Source organism: Streptomyces coacervatus (genome assembly GCF_029223485.1).
Taxonomy (GTDB): domain Bacteria; phylum Actinomycetota; class Actinomycetes; order Streptomycetales; family Streptomycetaceae; genus Streptomyces; species Streptomyces coacervatus.
Genome location: NZ_JARHTP010000023.1, coordinates 67,223 through 86,321 on the forward strand (window position 1 = coordinate 67,223; position 19,099 = coordinate 86,321).

At 70.7% G+C, this 19,099-nt stretch carries 18 protein-coding genes and 2 pseudogenes; 11 read left to right on the top strand and 9 right to left on the bottom strand.

Annotation, left to right across the window (positions count from 1 at the left end; translation table 11 throughout):
- Nucleotides 1-76: 76 nt before the first annotated feature.
- A complete protein-coding gene (locus P2Q00_RS51025; RefSeq protein WP_345601052.1) occupies nucleotides 77-487 on the bottom strand; it encodes a pyridoxal-phosphate dependent enzyme in 411 nt (136 codons plus the stop codon).
- On the opposite strand from P2Q00_RS51025, the gene P2Q00_RS41790 reads away from it, so the two are divergent.
- Nucleotides 411-1,349, top strand: a complete 939-nt coding sequence (locus P2Q00_RS41790; protein WP_275779940.1) for a LysR family transcriptional regulator — start codon at nucleotides 411-413, stop codon at nucleotides 1,347-1,349. The genes P2Q00_RS51025 and P2Q00_RS41790 overlap by 77 nt on opposite strands.
- On the opposite strand, the gene P2Q00_RS41795 is transcribed toward P2Q00_RS41790, so the two are convergent.
- From P2Q00_RS41795 to P2Q00_RS41810, 4 genes and pseudogenes are all read right to left on the bottom strand, one after another.
- Nucleotides 1,295-2,632, bottom strand: coding sequence for an enolase C-terminal domain-like protein (locus tag P2Q00_RS41795; protein ID WP_275779942.1), 1,338 nt, complete (start codon nucleotides 2,630-2,632; stop codon nucleotides 1,295-1,297). The genes P2Q00_RS41790 and P2Q00_RS41795 overlap by 55 nt on opposite strands.
- Nucleotides 2,633-2,654: 22 nt before the next feature.
- Entirely contained in the window at nucleotides 2,655-3,995 is a 1,341-nt protein-coding gene (locus P2Q00_RS41800) for a gluconate:H+ symporter (protein WP_275779943.1), read from the bottom strand.
- Nucleotides 3,996-4,040: 45 nt separating this feature from the next.
- Nucleotides 4,041-4,988, bottom strand: a complete 948-nt coding sequence (locus P2Q00_RS41805) for a 5-dehydro-4-deoxyglucarate dehydratase (RefSeq protein WP_275779945.1) — start codon at nucleotides 4,986-4,988, stop codon at nucleotides 4,041-4,043.
- Between the two features lie 119 nt (nucleotides 4,989-5,107).
- Nucleotides 5,108-5,701: pseudogene (locus P2Q00_RS41810) on the bottom strand (mandelate racemase/muconate lactonizing enzyme family protein); the annotation flags it as partial.
- Nucleotides 5,702-5,740: 39 nt separating this feature from the next.
- Between P2Q00_RS41810 and P2Q00_RS41815 the strand changes: the two are divergent.
- The 4 genes from P2Q00_RS41815 to P2Q00_RS41830 all read left to right on the top strand — a co-directional run bounded on the left by P2Q00_RS41815 (nucleotide 5,741) and on the right by P2Q00_RS41830 (nucleotide 11,958).
- A complete protein-coding gene (locus P2Q00_RS41815; RefSeq protein ID WP_275779947.1) occupies nucleotides 5,741-6,007 on the top strand; it encodes a type 2 periplasmic-binding domain-containing protein in 267 nt (88 codons plus the stop codon).
- A 125-nt stretch (nucleotides 6,008-6,132) separates the two neighbouring features.
- Entirely contained in the window at nucleotides 6,133-7,119 is a 987-nt protein-coding gene (locus P2Q00_RS41820; protein WP_275779949.1) for a hypothetical protein, read from the top strand.
- Nucleotides 7,120-7,168: 49 nt separating this feature from the next.
- Nucleotides 7,169-9,016 carry an HSP90 family protein gene (locus tag P2Q00_RS41825; RefSeq protein WP_275779950.1) on the top strand — a complete coding sequence of 616 codons (1,848 nt, stop codon included), beginning with the start codon at nucleotides 7,169-7,171 and terminating at the stop codon, nucleotides 9,014-9,016.
- A gap of 2 nt (nucleotides 9,017-9,018) precedes the next feature.
- Nucleotides 9,019-11,958 (top strand): hypothetical protein, encoded by a 2,940-nt coding sequence (locus tag P2Q00_RS41830; protein ID WP_275779951.1) that lies wholly within the window; start codon nucleotides 9,019-9,021, stop codon nucleotides 11,956-11,958.
- 271 nt (nucleotides 11,959-12,229) lie between these two features.
- Here P2Q00_RS41830 and P2Q00_RS41835 read toward each other — a convergent pair whose 3' ends face one another.
- On the bottom strand, nucleotides 12,230-12,556 hold the full coding sequence (locus P2Q00_RS41835; protein ID WP_275779953.1) for a terpene synthase family protein: 327 nt from the start codon (nucleotides 12,554-12,556) through the stop codon (nucleotides 12,230-12,232).
- On the opposite strand from P2Q00_RS41835, the gene P2Q00_RS41840 reads away from it, so the two are divergent.
- Nucleotides 12,536-13,033 (top strand): hypothetical protein, encoded by a 498-nt coding sequence (locus P2Q00_RS41840; protein ID WP_275779955.1) that lies wholly within the window; start codon nucleotides 12,536-12,538, stop codon nucleotides 13,031-13,033. The two genes, P2Q00_RS41835 and P2Q00_RS41840, sit on opposite strands and share 21 nt — an antisense overlap.
- Before the next feature lie 344 nt (nucleotides 13,034-13,377).
- Nucleotides 13,378-13,623, top strand: a complete 246-nt coding sequence (locus tag P2Q00_RS41845; protein WP_275779957.1) for a Smr/MutS family protein — start codon at nucleotides 13,378-13,380, stop codon at nucleotides 13,621-13,623.
- A 99-nt stretch (nucleotides 13,624-13,722) separates the two neighbouring features.
- Here P2Q00_RS41845 and P2Q00_RS41850 read toward each other — a convergent pair whose 3' ends face one another.
- A complete protein-coding gene (locus P2Q00_RS41850; protein WP_275779958.1) occupies nucleotides 13,723-14,019 on the bottom strand; it encodes a hypothetical protein in 297 nt (98 codons plus the stop codon).
- A gap of 360 nt (nucleotides 14,020-14,379) precedes the next feature.
- Between P2Q00_RS41850 and P2Q00_RS41855 the strand changes: the two genes are divergently transcribed.
- Complete coding sequence (locus P2Q00_RS41855; RefSeq protein ID WP_275779960.1) at nucleotides 14,380-14,940, top strand: MoxR family ATPase; 561 nt, start codon at nucleotides 14,380-14,382, stop codon at nucleotides 14,938-14,940.
- On the opposite strand, the gene P2Q00_RS41860 is transcribed toward P2Q00_RS41855, so the two are convergent.
- On the bottom strand, nucleotides 14,879-15,199 hold the full coding sequence (locus P2Q00_RS41860) for a Rossmann-fold NAD(P)-binding domain-containing protein (RefSeq protein ID WP_275779961.1): 321 nt from the start codon (nucleotides 15,197-15,199) through the stop codon (nucleotides 14,879-14,881). The two genes, P2Q00_RS41855 and P2Q00_RS41860, sit on opposite strands and share 62 nt — an antisense overlap.
- A 231-nt stretch (nucleotides 15,200-15,430) precedes the next feature.
- Between P2Q00_RS41860 and P2Q00_RS41865 the strand changes: the two are divergent.
- Nucleotides 15,431-15,583 (top strand): annotated as a pseudogene (locus P2Q00_RS41865) (universal stress protein); the annotation flags it as partial.
- Nucleotides 15,584-15,592: 9 nt separating this feature from the next.
- Here the strand turns inward: P2Q00_RS41865 and P2Q00_RS41870 are convergent.
- Entirely contained in the window at nucleotides 15,593-16,342 is a 750-nt protein-coding gene (locus P2Q00_RS41870; protein ID WP_275779963.1) for an APC family permease, read from the bottom strand.
- A gap of 1,195 nt (nucleotides 16,343-17,537) precedes the next feature.
- Between P2Q00_RS41870 and P2Q00_RS41875 the strand changes: the two genes are divergently transcribed.
- Nucleotides 17,538-18,674 carry a molybdopterin-dependent oxidoreductase gene (locus P2Q00_RS41875; RefSeq protein ID WP_425579656.1) on the top strand — a complete coding sequence of 379 codons (1,137 nt, stop codon included), beginning with the start codon at nucleotides 17,538-17,540 and terminating at the stop codon, nucleotides 18,672-18,674.
- Nucleotides 18,671-19,081 carry a hypothetical protein gene (locus P2Q00_RS41880; protein ID WP_275779967.1) on the top strand — a complete coding sequence of 137 codons (411 nt, stop codon included), beginning with the start codon at nucleotides 18,671-18,673 and terminating at the stop codon, nucleotides 19,079-19,081. Before P2Q00_RS41875 ends, P2Q00_RS41880 begins: the two co-directional genes overlap by 4 nt.
- The last annotated feature ends 18 nt before the right edge of the window (nucleotides 19,082-19,099 follow it).

A 19,099-nucleotide genomic window follows, 5' to 3' on the forward strand; every position in this document is an offset into this window, starting at 1 on the left:
ACGGTCGTGGCCTCAACACCACCACCAACGAGGTCGAGTCGAACAGGCGACGGGCGGGCCACTCAAAGCCACAAGATCATCTCGTGACCCCTTTTGCCAGCGCCGATCCGCCGCTCGTGTTCGCTGGAGCCACTGGTGAGGGTCTACGGCGGCTCGTCGAAGCCAGCCCGATACTGATCATCCCCAGCTTCTCGTGGGAGAAGGCATCCGAGGAGCCCGTACTGCCTCCGGTGTACTCGACGACGCGTTGCCCGGGAGGCAAGGCACCGCGGCGTTCCGCGCCCTCGACGACGGCGAGCGCCATACGGTCCTTGTAGCTCCCGGTCGGATTGCAGCCCTCCAACTTGACCAGTACCTGCGCCGCGCCCCCGGGAACGACGTGCCGCAGGCGCACCGGCGGGGTGTTGCCGATGGCTTGCAGAGCCGTCTGCCTGTTGGTGGTCTTCGCCGCCCTGATGCGGGAACGCAGCGTGACGCGGGCGGCCACCGCCCTGCATCTGAGCCAGGGCGCGGCCGGCGCTGCCCTCGGCCGGCTCCGTAAACTCTTCGACGACGAACTGTTCACCCGCACCCGCACCGGCATCGAACCCACACCGCGCGCCGTCGAACTGGCCCGCCGCATCGAACCCGCTCTCGGGCTGATCCACGGCGCCGTCACCGACCAGGACCGCTTCGATCCGGCCACCGCCAAATGCACCTTCACCCTCGGCATGTCCGACGACCTGGAAGCCGTCCTGCTGCCCCGGCTGCCGGCCGCCACTGCCGACCTGCCGGGCATCCGGATCGCCGTACGGCAGGCCACCCGCAACACGGTCGCCGGAATGGTCGACCGCGGCGAGATCGACTTCGGCATCGCCACGGCACCCGCACACGGCCCCGACCACCGCACCCGGACACTGTTCACCTCCGGCCACAGCCGCCTCTTCAACCCCCGCCTCCTACCCCTTGCGACCCCGCTCGGCCTGGAGGACTTCCTGGCCCACCCGCACCTGCTGATCTCCTACGACGGTCGCCGGGGCATCGTCGACGACCTCCTCCAGGCACGTGGCCTGGACCGCCGGGTGATCGCCTCCACCACCCACTTCGGCGGCGCCGCACTCCACCTCGCGACCGTGCCCGTTCTGGCCATGGCCCCCGCCCATGCAGCTACCGTCTACGCCGACGCTCTGGGCCTGACGGTCGCCGAGCCGCCCCTGCCCATGCCCGAGTACGTCGTCAGCGCGATCTGGCATGCCGCGGCGACCGACGACCCCGGTCAGCTCTGGTTCCGCAACCTGGCCTGCGCGCACAGGGCCTACCGCACCAGACACGGCCGCTTGTTATCGAAGGTCCAGTCGGGGATGAGGTAGCGCATGCCGATCGCGTCGTCGCGGGCGCCCAGGGCCTTTGCGCGGTAGAGCTCGTGGGCGGCGAGGAGGCGGTCCGTGTCGAGCTGGATGCCCAGGCCCGGGGCGCGGGGGATTGCGATCTCGCCGTCGACGATGCGCGGCGGGGAGAGGGTGAGGCGTTCCAGGCCCTCCTGCCAGATCCAGTGCGTGTCCAGGGCGTTGTACTCGCCGGGCGCCGCGGCGCCGCAGTGGGCGACCATGGCGAGGCTGATGTCGAAGTGGTTGTTGGAGTGGCAGCCCCAGGTGAGGCCCATCGAGTTGCACAGCTGGGCCACGCGCACGGAGCCTTGCATGGTCCAGAAGTGCGGGTCGGCGAGCGGGATGGAGACGGACTGCAGGGCCAGGGCGTGGGTGAGCTGACGCCAGTCGGTGGCGATCATGTTGGTCGCCGTGGGCAGCCCGGTGGCCCGGCGGAACTCCGCGAGGATCTCGCGGCCCGAGTAGCCGTCCTCCGCGCCGCACGGGTCCTCGGCGTAGGCGAGGGTGCCGAGCAGAGGGGCGCACAGCTCGATCGCCTTGCGCAGGGACCAGGCGCCGTTGGGGTCCAGGGTGATCCGTGCGTCCGGGAAGCGTTCCTTCAGCCGCTGGACCGCCTTGACCTCCTCCGCGCCGTCCAGCACCCCGCCCTTCAGCTTGAAGTCGCGGAAGCCGTAGTGGTCGTAGGTGGCCTCGGCCTGGCGGACGATCGCCTCGGGGGTCAGCGCCTCCTCGTGGCGGATGCGGTACCAGTCCACGTCCGCGTCGGGTTCGCGGACGTAGTCGAGGTCCGTGCGGTCCGGGTCGCCGACGTAGAAGAGATACCCGAGGACGCGTACCGAGTCGCGCTGTTGGCCGTCGCCGAGCAGGGCCGCCACAGGGACGTCGAGGTGCTGGCCGAGGAGGTCGAGGAGCGCCGACTCGACGGCGGTGACCGCGTGGACGGTGGTGCGCAGGTCGAAGGTCTGCAGGCCGCGGCCGCTGGAGTCGCGGTCGCCGAACCGCTGCCCGATCTCGCGCAGGACCCGCTTGTGGTCGCCGACCTTCGCGCCGACGACGAGGGATTCGGCGTCGCGCAGCGTCTGTGTGATCTTTTCGCCGCCCGGGACCTCGCCCAGGCCCGTGCGGCCCTCGGAGTCCGTCAGGACGACCACGTTGCGGGTGAAGTAGGGGCCGTGCGCACCGGAGAGGTTCAGCTCCATCGAGTCCCGGCCGGCGACGGGATAGACGGCGAATGCGGTGACGGTCGGCTGGCTTCCGCTTGACATCGGGTTCCTTGAGAGAGGTGGGTCAGATATTCAGGGCGTCCAGGGCCCATTCGACGGCGAGTACACCGCCCAGGCCCAGGATCGCGAGCACGGTCGTGTACGTCGTACGTGCCTTGATGGCGTCGAGGACCGACAGGTTGAAGTACTCCTTGAACATCCAGAAGCCCGGGTCGTTGACGTGGCTGAAGGCGATCGAGCCGCAGGAGACGGCCAGCACCATCAGCTCGGGGTGCACGCCGCTGCCCGCGACGAGCGGGGCGACGACTCCGGCGGCCGTGACGACCGCGACCGTCGCGGAGCCCAGTGCTATGCGCAGGATCGCGGCGATGAGCCAGGCCAGGATGATCGGCGAGATGTTCCAGCCTTCGGTGAAGTCCTTGATGTAGTCGGCGATCCCGCCCTCGACGAGGACCCCCTTGTACGCGCCGCCGGCGCCGATGACCAGCAGGATCATCGCCATGGACTTGGCCGCCGACACACAGGACGCGCTCACCTCGTCCAGGCTGCGGCCGATGCGCGGGCCGAAGGCCCAGATGGCCAGGCAGAGGGTCAGCAGCAGGGCGACCGGGGCCGAGCCGATGAAGTCGACGGCGTGCAGGACGGGGTTGTCGTCGTCGGACACCGCCATGTCGGCCACGGCGGCCCCTGCGATCAGCACGATCGGGACCAGGGCGACGAACAGGGACCAGCCCAGGCCCGGCAGCTCGTCCTCCTCGAACTCCCGCTCGGTGACCAGGCCTTGGGGGATCGTGGGGTTCATCCGCCGGACGAACGGCAGCCGCGGCCACACCAGCGCGATGGCCGCGCCGATCGGTACGGCGAAGAACAGGCCGTAGAGGAGGGTGTGGCCGACTGAGGCGTGGAAGGTGGCGGCGACGGCCGTGGGGCCGGGGTGGGGCGGCAGGAAGCTGTGCATCGTGGACAGGGCGATCGACATCGGAAGGCCCACCCACAGCAGGTTCTTGCGGGTGACCCGGACAATGGTGAAGGCGACCGGCACGATGATGACGAAGGCGACCTCGTAGAACATCGTCACGCCGATGAGCATGGCGGTGACGACCATGGCGACCTGGACGTAGCGCGGGCCGAAGGCGCCGACGAGCCGGCCGGCTATGCGCTGGGCGGCGCCCGAGTCGCCCATGACGCGGCCGAGCATGGCGCCGAGTCCGACGACGAGCAGGGTGTCGCCGATCTGGTCGCCGACCCCCTGCCCGAGGACGTCGCCGATCTTCGCGGCCGGAATCCCCTGGACCAGCGCGACCCCGACGGCCACCAGGAGCAGAGCGACGAGGCCGTTGAGCTTCAGTCTGGTCATGAGGAACAGCAGGACCAGCACGCTGATCGCTACGACGACAAGTGGCATGGATCAGTTCCCCTTTGAACTGTTCTGAACTGGGGTGAGGGTGGTTCAGCCGGTGGCCCCGACCAGAGCCAGGCCCGTCTCCAGGAGCTTCTCCAGCTCGGCGAGGTCCTGCGGGCCGGGGTCGGTGAGCGGGGCGCGGACCGGGCCGACCGGCCTGCCGCGCAGCCGGGCCGCGGCCTTGACGAGGGAGACCGCGTAGCCCGGTACGCGGTCGCGCAGTTCGACCAGGGGAACGTAGAAGTCGCGCAGCAGGTCGTCGACGGTGTTGTCGTCGCCGCTCTGGAGGGCGGCGAAGAACGCGTTCGCGATCTCGGGGGCGAAGGCGTGGACCGCCGAGGAGTACGCCGGGACGCCGACGGTGGCGTACGCGCGGGCCTGGATCTCCGCGGTGGCGGCGCCGTTGAAGAAGAGCAGATGGTCGGGGGAGTTGAGGGTCAGGCGCTGGAGGCGGTCCAGGTCGCTGTGGCCGTCCTTGAGGCCGATGACCGTGGAGATCTCCGCGATGCGGCGCAGGCTCTCGACGCTGAAGGCGACCTGGTCGCGCTGGTAGACGATGAGCGGTATACCGGTGCCCGCGGCGATCCGGCGCACCTGCTCGACCAGACCGTCCTGCGGGGCGTTCAGCAGGTAGTGGGGGAGCACCAGCGCGGCGTCCGCGCCGGCTTCCTCCGCGATCCGGGCGAAGCGCAGGGCCTGGGCCCAGCCGTAGCCGATGCCGGCAACGACGGGTATGCGTCCGTCGGCCACCTCCACGGCGACGGTGACGACCTGGCGGTACTCGTCCTCGTCCAGCGCACTGAACTCGCCCGTGCCGCAGGCGGGGAAGACCGCGCCGGGACCGGTGGCCAACTGGCCCTCCAGGTAGGCGCGGTAGGCGTCCAGGTCGAGGCTGCCGTCGTCGGTGAAGCTGGTCAGCGGGAAGGACAGCACACCGCGTGCCATGCCGTCCCGCAGGCGTCGCGCGACGTCTTGGGCCGCCGTGTTCAGTGACATGAACTCTTCTCCATGTATATGGATGCTATCTACGTATGAGGATGGAGGTTAGGGTGCTGTACATGGCTGGTCAATGGGTCGACGGCCGCCGGGCACCCGATGAAGCCCGATACGGCGGCTCAGGGCCGCGTGCCCACCTCGCGCACCGCCTGCGTCCAGGCGCGGGCCTGCTCGCTGAGGGCGATGCCGAGGCCGGGGCGCGACGACAGGTGCATCCGGCCGTCGCTGATCCGGAGCCGCTCGTTGAACAGCGTCTCCAGCCAGTCGAAGTGCTCCACCCACGGCTCGTGCGGATAGGCGGCGGCGAGGTGGAGGTGGATCTCCATGGCGAAGTGGGGTGCGAGTTGCAGGTGTTGGTGTTCGGCGAACGCGGCGAGCTTGAGGAACTGTGTGATGCCGCCGATGCGGGGCGCGTCCGGCTGGATGAGGTCCACCGCGTTGTGGCGCAGCAACTCCTGGTGCTCGGCCACGCTCGCGAGCATCTCGCCCGTCGCGATCGGCGTGTCCAGCGAGGCGGCGAGAGCGGCATGGCCCTGCGCGTCGTACGCGTCGAGAGGTTCCTCGATCCAGATCAGGCCGAACTGCTCCAGCGCACGGCCCATGCGCTGGGTGGCGGGTCGGTCCCACTGCTGGTTGGCGTCGACTATCAACGGCACGTCGTCGCCGAGGTGTTCGCGTACGGCGGTCACCCGGCGCAGGTCCGCCCTGCCGTCGCTCTCAGGCCTGCGGCGAAGGAGCGGCTGGTCGCCGCATTGCCGACTGCACACGAGCTGACGACACATCAAGGAGCGCTCTCGGTACGGGACTTCGAGGGCCGGGAGCTGCTGATGTACTCACCCGTCGAGGCCCGCTACTTCCACGAACTGCTCATCAGCATCTTCCGGTCCGCCCATGTCACCCCCGTCTACTCCCAGTACCTCAGCCAGGTCCAGGGCATCCTCGCCCTGGTGTGCCGCGGCGCCAACGACAACCCGGCCCTGCACGCGCTGCTCAAGTGTCTGCCGGAGCGAATGCCGTGACGTGCCGGGCATGACGGGATGGGGCCCGGCGCCGTGGAGCATCGGTGAAAACCCTGTGGAAGCGGTGTCAGTGGGGCCGTTTATGCTGCCCCACACGATCACGCGGCACCAGGGGAGGGCGCGGCATGTTGGGCAAGCTGTTCGGTAAGGGGGCGGAGAGACCGGCGGCGGATCCGCATGCGCTTCCCGCGCCGCGCTGGCAGAAGCAGGGGATGTACACCCTGCGCGCACTCGGGGACGCGCGGGTGCGCGCGCTGGTGGACGCCGCGGAGGCGGGTGACTGGGACGCGGTCAAGGTGGCACTGGCCCCCTTCGATCTCGGCCGCGACCACCAAGTCCTGGGCGAGCTGGCCGACCTGGAAGGTGTGCAGGACTGGATCGGCAGGGCAGTCGAGGAGGACAAGGAGCACCGGGCGACCGCTCTGCTGATATCCGGGGCGCGCCACATCAGCTGGGGCTGGGAAGCGCGCACCCGCCGGCTTGCCAAGAACGTCTCCCAGGAGCAGTGGCGGATCTTCCACGAGCGCCTGCACATCGCCGAGGATCAGCTGCTGGAGGCCGCCGAGCTGCGGCCGGAATGGGTCACGCCGTGGCGCCGCCTGCTCACCTCCGGCCGCGGCATGTCGCTGGGCCCTGCGGTCAACGAGACCAGGCGTGATGCCGCCCTGCGCCGCGACCCGCTGGACCTGGAGACCCATATCGAGTGGGTGTCGCAGCTGCAGCCCCGCTGGAGCGGCGAGCCCGGCGAGGCCCTGGAGTTCGCCCGTGAGGCGTTCACCGGCGCCCCCGAAGGCCATCGCCTCGGCTGTGTGATCGCCATGGCGCACATCGAGGACTGGGTCGAGTCCGACCACAAGAACTGCCTCATCACCCCCGAGATCCAGGACGAGCTGCTGGAGGCGGCCGAGCGCAGCATCCTCCACCCCGCCCATGTGCGTCGCCCGGGCTGGCAGGAGGACTTCAACATCTTTGCCATGGCCCTGTCGCTGGCCTCCGAGCGGATCGCGTTGCCGCGTGTCTTCCGCGAGCTGGGCGGCGCCTACACCTCGTGGCCGTGGAGGTACATGGCGGAGCCGGAAAAGATGTACGCCCGCGCCCGGCGCAACGCCTGAACCCGCCACCCACCAGCCGCCCGTCGATCACCTCACCCCGGACTGCCCCATGACTCTGCCCGACACCTCTTTGAGCCCGGCCGGCGCCGACCGCACCTTCCAGGTCGATCTGCGCGGCCTCGTCGACCTCCTCTCCCACCACCTCTACTCCAGCCCCCGTGTCTATCTGCGCGAACTGATGCAAAACGCGGTGGACGCGCTGACCGCCCGGCACACCCTCGAACCGGCCGCGCCCGCAGGGGACTTGGGCATCCGCTTGTACGCCGACCGCTCCGTGGTCCGCGTCGAGGACGACGGCGTCGGTCTCACCGAGGCCGATGTGCACACCTTCCTCGCCACCATCGGCCGCAGCAGCAAGCGCGCCGAGGGGATAGCCGAGCAACGCGGCGACTTCATCGGCCAGTTCGGTATCGGCCTGCTCTCCTGCTTCCTGGTCGCCGACGAGATCCACGTCCTGAGCCGCTCCGCCCGCACCCCCGACGCCCCCGCGGTGGAGTGGCGGGGACGCGGCGACGGCAGCTACACCGTCCGCACCCTGCCCGTCTCCGCCCGTCCCCGGCCCGGCACCACCGTCACACTGACCCCGCGTGCCGACACGGCCGAGTGGACCCGCCCGGCCCAAGTACACGCGCTGGCCCGCCACTTCGGCTCCCTGCTGCGCCACCCGGTCACCTTCGACGACGGCACGGGCGGCCCGGGTGCGCCCGTCAACCCCGAGGCCGCGCCCTGGGCGCGTACGTACCCCACGCCGGGATCCCGCTCCCGAGCGCTGGCCGCGTACGGCGAAGAGGTCTTCGGGTTCAAGCCGCTGGACACCATCGAACTGGACCTGCCGGCCGTGGGGTTGAAGGGCATTGCCTGTGTGCTGCCCGAGGCGGTGCCGGCCGGGCGCCGCCACGGCCACCGCGTGCATGTCAAGGGCATGCTGCTGTCCGAGCACGCCGAGGAGATCCTGCCCGAGTGGGCCTTCTTCGTCCGCTGCGTCGTCGACGCCGAGAGCCTGCGCCCGACGGCGTCCCGCGAGTCCCTGTACGAGGACGACACCCTCGCCGCGGTTCGGGACGCCCTCGCCGAGCGGCTGCGCGACTGGATCGCCCGGGCCGCCGCCAGCGACCCCGACCTGCTCGGCCGCTTCCTCCAGGCCCACCACCTGGCCGTTAAATCCCTCGCCGTGCACGACGACGAGATCCTGCGGATGCTCCTGCCCTGGCTGCCGTTCGAGACCACCGACGGGCACTGCACCCTCGACGAGTTCGCCCGCAGCCACCGCACCGTGCTCGTGACCTCCAGCGTGGAGGAGTTCCGCCAGGTCGCCGCGATCGCCTCGGCGGCCGGACTCGGCGTCGTCAACGGCGGCTACACCTACGACCGTGAACTGGTCCACCGGCTGCCCGAGATCAGGCCCGAGGCCACCGTCGCCGACCTCGACCCGGCGACCCTCACCGCCCATCTCGACCCCGTCGACCGGGAGACCGAGCTGGCCGCCGCGGCCTACCTCGCCCAGGCCCGCGACGCCCTCGCCGTCTTCGACTGCGACGTCGCCCTGCGCACCTTCCAGCCCGCCTCCGCCCCCGCCCTCCTCGTCGACAGCCGCGAGGCGCGGCACGAGCGCACCCGCTCCCAGCTCGCCCGCGAGCAGCAGGGCGGCGTATGGGGCGACATCCTCGGCGCCCTGCGCCAGGAGGCACCGCGGGCCCAGCTGATCCTCAACCAGCTCAACCCGCTGGTCCGCACCGCCGTCACCATCGACGAGCCCGAACTGGCCCGCACCAGCGCCGAAGCCCTCTACGGACAGGCCGCGATGCTCTCCCGGCGTCCGCTGAGGCCCGCCGAGTCGAGTCTCATCAACCGCTCGTTCCTCGACCTTCTCGCCCACGCCCTCCGCAAGGACAGCTGACGATGCCGACCGCACCCCATCCCCAGAACACAGACGAGCTGTTCAAGGCGCTCCAGGAGAACGACGCGCGTCCCTACGGGCGCACCCGCACCGTCACGGCCGAGGAACTCGTCGACGCCGCCGAGCAGTTCGAGGAGCCCGTCGTCCTCGTCCACGCACTCCTCGAACTGCAGGAGGCGTACACCTACGGCTCCGAACCCCGGAAGTCGCCCGTCGTCTTCGCGCGTCTGCTCACCCTCTTCGACGAGCAGCCCGACCTCTTCGACGAGCGCCTGCGCCACATGCTGTTCTGGCGGTTCAAGTGGGTCGCCCACGCCCTGCGTCAGCTGCCCGAGATACCGCTTGCCAGCCTGCGCCAGTGGCTGACGGAGATGCGCGACCGCTACGAGAGGGCCGACCTCGACCTCCAGCCCTACTACGGACAGGCCTACCAGCTCGCCGCCCACGTCGGCGAGGACACCGACCTCGCCTACGAGCTGTGGGCGGGCCGCACCCGCACCAGGCTCAGCGACTGCGAGGCCTGCGAGATCTGCCAGCGAGCCCGGTACCACCTCAGGGCGGGCGACGACGAGCGGGCCCTGCGCGCCTGGGAGCCCGTCCTGGCCGGGAAGGAGTCCTGCCAGGAGGAGCCGGCCCGCTCCGCCTCGTACGCCCTGTTGCCCCTGCTGCGCACCGGCCGCACCGACCGGGCCCGCGAGCTGCACCTCGCCGGCTACCGCGCCTGCCGCCGCAATCCCTCGATGTCCGAGGAGGTCGGCCGGCACCTGGAGTTCTGCGCGCTGACCGGCAACGAGGCACGCGGCCTGGAACTCCTTGCAGAGAACCGGAACCTGTTCGACGAGGTCGACTCGCCGCTGGACCTGATCGGCTTCCTCACCGGCGTGGAGGTCCTCCTCCAGCGCGTCGAGCACCTCGGCCACGGTGAACTGCCCGCCGCCGGATACGCGGGCCGCACCTGGACGGTGGCCGGACTGCGCGCCGAGGTGCGCGGCCGCGCCGAAAACCTCGCCGCCCGCTTCGACGCCCGCAACGGCACCACGGCCCAGAGCGACGGCCGTACGGCCCGCCTCGACCGTGCCCCGCTCCTGGAGACACTGGAACTGACCCTGCGCACCCGCGGCCTCGACGACGTGGCCCCCGCCGCGCAGGTTGCCGCGCCCGCCGCCGGTACGGCCGCCGCCGTCCCCGACCCGCTGCCCGAACTCATCCTCCGGGCAAGGGACTTGGACCGGCAGGGGCACCCGAACGCCCAGGCCTGCTGGGCGCGGCTGCGCACACTCGTGGCCGCCGGCGACTACACCCATCCCGACGATCCGGCCGTCGGCCCGCTCGGACAGCTGCGCGCGGACCTGCTGGCCGAGGAGGCGAGCCGGGCGGGCGAGAAGGACGAGTTCGCCGACTGTGCCGCCCGCCACGAGGAGGCCGCGGCCCTGTACGAGGAGGCCGGAGAACCGGGTCACGCGGCGCTCTGCCGAGGCAGCGCCCTGTTCGCCGCCGCCCGGATTCCCACGCAGGACGGCGACGGAGCCGAGGCGAAGGCCGCCGCGCTGACCGCCGCTCACGCCTCCCTGGTCCGCCTGCACGAGGAGACCCCGGGCCTCGCCCCGTACCAGGAGGCCCGTCTGCTGCGGCTGCGGGCGACCGTGCTCGGCCTGCGTCTGCAGACCTCGCGCAACGACGAGCACATCGCGCCGGTCCTGGCCGAGGTGGATCTGCTGCACACGTTCGCCACCCGGCACGACATCGGCACGCAGATCTCCGGCGCGCTGCTGCTGCGGAGCAGCACCTACGCCCTCTCCGGCGACCTGCCCGCCGCGGTCACCGAGATCGACGCCCTCCTCGACCGGCTGAAGGCACACGGCCCCGCCTGGCACCTGCCCCGAACGCTCGGACTGCGCGGCCGGCTCCACTTCGGCCTCCGGGACGCGCAGACCGCGTACGACAACCTCACCGAAGCCCTGCAGCAGGCCGCCGACTGGCCGGCCGACGCGATCAGCACCGCCCGCCTCCACGGTGATCTGGCCGAGGCCTGCATGCACCTGCGCCGCCCCGACGAGGCACTGCCGCACCTGACGCGCTCCGCGGAGCTGGACCTTCGCCGCGGCAGCCGGACGGAGGCGTTCTGCACCTACAGCAACGCCGCCCAGCTCACTCTCGACCTGGGCCGTATCGAGGACTGCATCGCCCTGCTCGACTCCCTGCTGGCCGAACCGGACGTCACCGCCGGAGAGGTGGACGACCGGCTTGTCGCCCAGCTGCGCCTGACCCGCGCTCGGGCACTGCAGGCGGGGGAGGACCCCAAGGCGGCCACGGCGGAGTTCGTCGCCCTCGCGGCCGAGTCGGCCGGCTGGGACGACGACCCCGGGAGCCACGCCATGATCGCCGCGGAGACCGCCGTACTCCTGGGTGAATCCGGCGAGTTCGACCGGGCCCGCGAAGCCGCCGACCAGGCACTCGCCGCCCATGCCCGCGCCCCGCGCTACCAGCAGCTCAGCAACTGCCTGCGCGAACTCGCCCGCCTCCAAGCCCAGCAGCAGGGCCCCGACGGCCTGGCCGACGCGCTCGCCCTTCTCGCCGACGCGGGCCGGATCGCCGACGAGGCCCGCGCCGCCGAGTACGAGTCCCGCGGCCGTTCCCTGGACACCGCCCTGGCCTATGAACACGGGCGGGTCAACGCCTTCGCCGGCGAGTACGAGGACGCCCTGGCCGCCCTGGAGAAGGCCCTCGCCCTGCTCGGCGAGCCGGGACAAGGGGACGACCACGCCGACGAGTGGGCCGAGTGCATCCGCCTCGCGGGCGCCGTGGAGGGCCTCTACCTGGAACGCCCCGCCCCCGCCCTCACCCGCCTCGACGCGGCGATCACCCGCCTGACCGCCCTGGGCCACACCGCGGAGACCAAGCCGCTGACCTCCTTGGCGGCCCGGCTGCGCGACGAGGAGTGACACGGCGGTGCCGAGGCCGTTGCCGCACGACTTACCTCCCTGGCAGTCGGTCCACCACTGGTGAGTCAGGTGGCAGAAGGACGGTCCGATCAGTTGGTCGGCTCCAGCCCGGAGGAACGCTCTGTAGTCGACGACGCGCGGCATCGGCTTCACTCGCTGCACGAGAACCTCGACACCACCACCCCCCTCGGTGAGCCCGTGATGACCGGGTGTTGCACCTGCCCTCAATCACTGTTCCGCACCGAGACAGGCAAGCGGTGTGCGGGATCGGTCAGGCCGGTGCCGGCTCTGTGGGCGGGGTCTGGTGTCCGGCGTATCGGGGGGTGTTGGGCTGCCAGTCGTAGAAGCCGCCAAACCACAGATGAAATGCCTCCGCCCCACGTAGCGCAGCTTCGCGGCGGATGAGGGCGGCGACGGTCTCGACGGCAGCCGACCGGTCGAGGTTCTCCTCCTGCTGCAGCAGGAGGATCGAGTTGAACGTATCTGTGCGGACTTCCTCCTTCTCCAGCGAGGCCACGTCGTTGCTCAGGATCGCCGGTTCACGTGCGAGGGTGCACAGCCGGCGGTACTCCGGCTGGTGGAACAGTTCACCGGGCACCTCAAATCCGCCCAGCCATTGGTGCCCCGGCGGCGTGCGGTGGCTTCGGCCAGGTTGGCCCACAGCGCCGCATCGAGGAAGTTCTCCCGCGTTTCTCTCTTCGCCGTTCCCGCTGCTGTGGCCGTGTTGGTCGGAGCGACCGGGGCGTTCGCCGAAGCCTCTCCGTCCGCCTCCGCCGCGTCGCATCCCTGGCAGGCTCACTCGTCGTCGGTCGAGACCGGCGTGACCGTCCCGAGCGTCGGCCGGTCGTGGGTGGCCGACTTCGGTGACGAGACCACCTTCGGCGGCCCGTTCGGCGCGAAGATCACGTACACCTCGTCGCGAGGCGTATGCCAGGCAGTGGAAGATCTTCTGGCGGTGGCGTTTTGCGTGGCCACGCTGCCCGCGGTCCCTGCGGGAATCGTTGCGGTCTTCAGTGACGACGAGGTCGAGGAGTTCGGCCTGGGACGTGTGTCGATTCCGCTGTCTGCGGCCTGAAGACCGGTGCGGAGCCTCCGCTGGGCGTGCCCGCAGTCAACTCGACTGGATGCGGGCGTCTGAGGAAGACTGGGCACGTCCGGGAAGCGTTGGCGGGCGGGCAGGTTTTCCGAGCCGGTCCGCTGCGGGCGAAGTGCACCCAGCGCCCCGAAGTCGCCGAGATCCTCATCTGCACAGGGGATGCTGTCATCCGGTACCCCGGCCTTTCGGACTCGTCGTCCCGGAGGGAATTCGGTGCGATCCGTTCGGACCTGCCCAGGTCGGGGTCCTGGCAGGGTGAGGCATGACACACTCGGACCGGGTCGTCACAGGTGGCGGCAGCGGGAGGTAGCACCTTGCTGACATTGGATTTGCACCCGATCTTCCGGAACAACCGCGACATCGAACTCGCGCTGCGACAGATCGTCTTCCAGGCGAAACGCACGGGGGAGCCCGTCGTGCAGATCATTCACGGAAAGGGCACCGGGCAGCTCAAGGGGCGCGTCCTCGCGTTCCTCGGCCAGAAGCACGTCAGGAAGCTGTACGACCGCGTGGAGATCGACACGGCCAACACGGGCCGGATCCTCGTCCACTTCGCGCCACGCCCCTGAGCCCTCTCCCGCCTTGGTTCGGGGCGCCGGGGCGCCCGTTCCGGGGCCGTCCATCCGGCGCCCCGGTCCGTACGCCATCTCAGGATGGAGCTGACGCCGTCACCAGGTGACAGGCAACTCGTAGAGACCGTAGGCGAGTTTGTCGTGCCGGAAGGGGACGTTAGCCAGCGGGACGGTCAGCCGCAGGCCGGGCAATCGCCGCAGCAGAGTGGGGCAGGCGACCTGACTTCGCGCGCTTTCCCCGATCTTCGCCACCTCCGCGGGCAGCCCGATTCTCAGCATGATCGGCTCGGCCCGCGCCGGCGCCGGCGCGTCCGCGACGACCTCCACGATGTCCCGATACACGCGCGACAGCACATCCACCCCCATACCCGGCCGCCACTTCGGCACGCTCAAAACCCCCACCACCCATCGCTCCGCACCCCGCGCACGGCGACGTCTGTTCATCACGCGCCACCGTCGCCCCCGGCTCCGCGTCCGGCGCAGCCGATGCACCCGTCGTCACCTCGGCCATCACCTCGGTCACCGTCTCCCGCGCGACCCACAGCCCTCCCAGACTCTTCCGAACCTCCCCCAACCGCACTGTTGGATCGGCGAGTTCCTACTCCAGCTCTGTACCTGCGCCGCCCGCTGCTTATCACCGGCCGCCCCGGCACCTTGCAAGTCGAGCCGCGTCCACCGCGTGGCACGCAATTTGCGGCTGGGCCGTGTTCTGGGCTGGCCGATCACCACTCATAGGACCCTGAGGTCCGGAATGTGCGAGTACGACGCCATAGGGCGAGCCCAGGACGCCACCTACCGCGCCGCGGCGGAGGCGGAAGGGAGGCGGGGCTCGCCGACGGGCGGACCCGTATCCGCGACTACATCAGGCTCGGCCCCCTGGACACGGCGCTGCTGCCGTACCGGCTGCCGCGCGTCCTGCTCATCGACGAGCTGGACAAGAACGACATAGAACTGCCGAACGACCTGCTGAACATAATCGAGGAGGGCGAGTACGACATCCCCGAGCCGGTCCGTAACGCCTCGCGCGAGCCGGAGGCCGAGGTGTTCACCGCCGGCCCCGGGGCGACGGCCCGAATCGGGGGCGGGCGGGCGCGCTGCCATGCCTTCCCCTTGATCCTCATCACGTCCAACGGGGAGAAGGAGTTCCCGCCTGCGCTGCTGCGCCGTGGCGCTTCGAACTGCCGCCGCTGGACCTGGACCAGCTCGCCGCGATGGGAGCGCCCCGGTTCGGCAAGCGGGCCGGTGCGCGTGGTCAGGAGCTCAGGTCGCCGTTGGCAGAAGTCCTCTCGGAACGGCGGGCCCGGGCGCCGGTGAACTGCTTGTCGAAGGCGGACGCCTCTGTGATCGGGCCCATCCGCTGCACGGCCTCCGCACGGGTCAGCCATTCGTTCCTGCCCAGGCACCGGGCGGCGTGGCTGAGGGTTCGGGTGATGTCCGCCAGCGGGAGGTTCTGGCCGCTGACCCCGGCGTAGACGGAACCGGCCGGGGCGTTCAGGGCCAGGACGTACAACTCGGCGATGTCGTCGACTTGGACCAGCGCCCAGTGGTTGGAGCCGTCCCCGATGCAGGGCACGGCGCAGGCGCCCCGGTCCGACGAAGAACGGCTGCGTCAGGCCGCCGGAGCGGCCGTAGATCAGCCCTGGGATCACCACCACACGGTGCTTCCGTGTAGTGGCCCGGGCCAGGACGCCCTCTTCGTTCTCCAGTCGCCAGGCGGTGATGCGCGGCGGGCTCAGCGGGGCGTCCTCGCCGACGACTCCGTCGGCGTCGTCATACGCCTCTCAAGTGGCCGAGTCGTCGGGGGCATCCGGCACCCGTGCTGTTCGAGGCCGCCCGGCACGCCGAGCTGCTGGTCGTCGGCAGCCATGGGCATGGTGCGTTCGCCGGGATGCTCCTGGAGCCGGTCAGCCGGCACTGTGTGCAGCATGCCGTCTGCGCGGTTCTGGTGGCCCGCTGATTCGTGGGGTCAGTCGGCTTCGGCGCGCGCCTCGACGTCCTCGATCCCGCTGGGGTGCCCCGCCCGAGTCCACCGCACGTACAGGCCGGCCGCGATGAGCAGGGCCGCGGCCAGGGACAGCATGGGCCAGCCGCGCAGCAGGTTTACCGCGAGGGTGAAGGCGACGGCCGCGGCGGCCAGGCCGTTCAGCCAGGCCAGGGCCGTTTTCCGCTCCTGGCGGGCAAAGCGGGCCATGGCAACGAGGCCGACCAGGAAGCTGACGAAGACAGCGACGGCGTAGAACAGGACGAGTTCCTGCTCCTGACCGGCCGCGGCGACGATGATCAGGGCGGCGGCGGCCAGGTACACCACCACGGACCAGTACGGGGTGTGGTGCCGGTTGGACCGGCCGAGAACCGGCGGCAGCACTCCGGGCCGGTCGGCCGTCCCCGCCAGTGCCTTCAGCAACCCCGGGCCGGCCTGGAAGGAGGAGCTGGCGGCGGCGAGCAGCAGCAGGGCGCTGGTCAGCTGGAAGGCGTCGTAGAGCCAGCCCGGTCCTGCGGCGGCGTGCGCGATGTCGGCGATCTGGGTGGAGTCGGCGCCGGGAATGCCGATGTGCAGTTGTGCGGCGAGGGCGGTCAGGGCCAGTGTCAGGCCGCCGACGATGACCAGGAGCAGCGCGAGCGTGCCCCGGCCGAAGCGGCGGCGGTGTGTGTCGTCGAGCTGGCCGAGCTGCGCGATGGCGGTCGACGGCGCCTCGATCCCGGTGGCCAGCGCCATCGCGACCGGGAAGGCCAGGACGACGGCGAGTACGGCGGGCCGGCCGGGGTCGGCCGTGGCGGCGGCCTGCCGGTGGCATGGGGCGAGGCGAAGCCCAGGACGAGCACGGCGACGGAGATGAGCACGAATGCCACGGTCATGACGGCGAACAGCAGCCGCCCGCCGTGCCCGAACCAGGTCAGTCCCGCCACGACCAGGAGCAGCAGGAGCGCGAGCGGGATACGGATCGGGGCCAGGCCAGGGAACAGGGCGATGACCGCGCTGGCCGCGGCCGCGATCGAGATGCCGATGGTCAGGACGAAGTCCACGACCAGTGCGCCGATGGGCAGGAACGTCCAGCGGGCGCCGAAGGCCCGCCCGGCCGCGGCCGCCGCGCCGCCGCCCTTGGGGAAGCGCCGTACGAGTTGCCAGTAGTTCGCGGTGACGACCACGACGAGCCCGATGACCAGACTCATCGTGGGCAGCAGCAGCGCGAGGTCGCCGTGCAGGGCGCGCAGGGCTGCCTCGATGGCGTACGCAACCGAGGAGACCAGGTCGGCGATCACCGCGAAGGCGAACGCGAAGAAGAGCACTGAACGGCGGGGTGTGCGCATGCCCGTGGACACGGGCGCGGAGGTGGCGGCAGCCGCCTTGGAGAGGGTCACGCGAAGACCTTCCTGACGTCCTGACGGACGGATCTCATTGAGGACACTTCGCCGACCAGACTTCCCGGCACACCGCCGTCAAAGCTACGTCAACGACCCGGTAGGGAAGTGTTAGGGGATCGTCAAGATTTCCGCTCGCTGTGCTCGCGGCAGCAGAAGCAGGGCTCTCGACCGGCCTGCGCTTCGGTGCCGGTTTCGCCGGCTTCCTTGCGACGCTGGAGGTGGGTGCGGGCCTCGGGGTGGTGGCTTGAGCGAAGGCGATGCGGTGCAGGGCTGCGTTGCCAGCCGGTCACCACCCCGATGTGGTGCGCGCCGTGATCATCGGTCGACGGGTCCCGAAAGAAGCAGAGGACGCGGCCCGTTGATCCTCTCGGTGGCTCCGTGCGCGTTGAATGCCAAACACGGGGGAATGTGCCGACGCACACAGTGGTCAGGACGGCGAAGGGTGGAGTCCCGCGGAAGTTGTGCGTGCCCCGTGGCCGCGAGACGTCCCTGTTCCGTAAGGCGGTCAGACGTTCCACGGCGGCCTTCCTCCGGGTGGGATGGAAGGCATGAGATCGCGCTTCTTTCCGCCCGTGTTCAAGGGCAGACTGCACGATGCCCGCACGGCGACCTCGATCGGTCGGTGGCTCGGCCTGGCGCTCGCGGTGTGCTTCTGTACCGGTTTGATCAGTCATTTCATGCAGCACCCGCCGGGATGGCTCGCCAACGAGCTGCCGAGCCGCCCGGTGTGGGGCTACCGGTTCACGCAGGGGCTCCACGTCGCTTCCGGTATCGCGGCGATCCCCTTGCTGCTCGCCAAGTTGTGGACGGTGTATCCCCGCTTGTTCGAGTGGCCACCGGTGCGCTCGGTGCGGCACGCCTTGGAACGGTTGTCGGTGGCTGTCCTGGTCGCGGCGGCCCTCTTCGAGCTGGCGACCGGCCTGCTGAACACCGCCCAGTGGTACCCGTGGACCTTCCCCTTCGTGCAAGTGCACTACGCCGTGGCCTGGCTGCTGGTAGGAGCGCTGGTACTGCACATCGCGGTCAAGGCACCCGAGATCGCGGCACACTGGAGCCGTCGCTCGCCGGGCACGCTGGCCCTGCCCGCCGAGGACGGCCCCGATCGACGCTCCCTGCTCGCGGCGGTGGCAGCGGCGGTCGGCGCCGTCACCGTGACCACGGTGGGGCAGTCCTTTACCCCGTTGAAGGACCTCACCCTCCTCGCACCCCGCCACCCCGACCATGGTCCCGAGGGCCTGCCGGTCAACCGGACCGCCGCGGCGGCGGGCGTCGGCCTGATCCACGCCGAGCGCTACCGCCTGACCATCTCCGGACCGCGGCCCTACACGCTGACGCTGGACGAACTGCGCGCACTGCCCCAGCACGAGGTCGAGCTGCCGATCGCCTGCGTGGAGGGCTGGAGCAAGTCGGCGCACTGGACGGGCGTGCGCGTCGTGGACCTGCTGGAGCGGGTGGGAGCCCCGGTCCATGCGCGGGTACGAGTGGTGTCGTTGCAGACCCGGGGCGGTTACCGGGTCTCCGAGATGGGTCACGAGCACGCCCGGGACCCGCTGACCCTGCTCGCACTTCGGCTGAACGGTGAGGAGCTGTCGCCCGACCACGGATACCCGGTGCGCCTGATCGCTCCGAACCGTCCGGGCGTACTGCAGACCAAGTGGGTCGGCCGACTGGAGGCGCTGTCATGAGGGCCAAGGTGCTGCGACTGCTGGCCGGCGCGGCCGGGCTGGCGCTGATGGGTGTCGGCGCGTCCCTGCTGCTGGACGTGCAGGACCTGATGGGTGTGGCGGAGTGGCTCGGCGGGGCGGTCGTGTTGCACGACGCGCTGATCGCGCCGTTGGTGCTGCTCGTCGGGCTGCTGCTGGTCCGTGGTGGGGTGCGGGGGCCGATCCGTGGGGCGCTGCTCGTGGCGGGCGCGCTGACCGCGGTGGCGCTGCCGGTGCTGCTGCGGCCGGGGCCGCGGGCCAACTCGACGGTGCTGCCGCTCGACTACCCGCGCAACTGGTTGCTGACCCTGGTGGGCGTGGCTACGGTCACGGCCCTGCTGGTGGTGGCGAAGGAGGTCCGTCGCAGCCGACGGCGTCCACCTTCGTAACGACGGCGTCTTACGGGT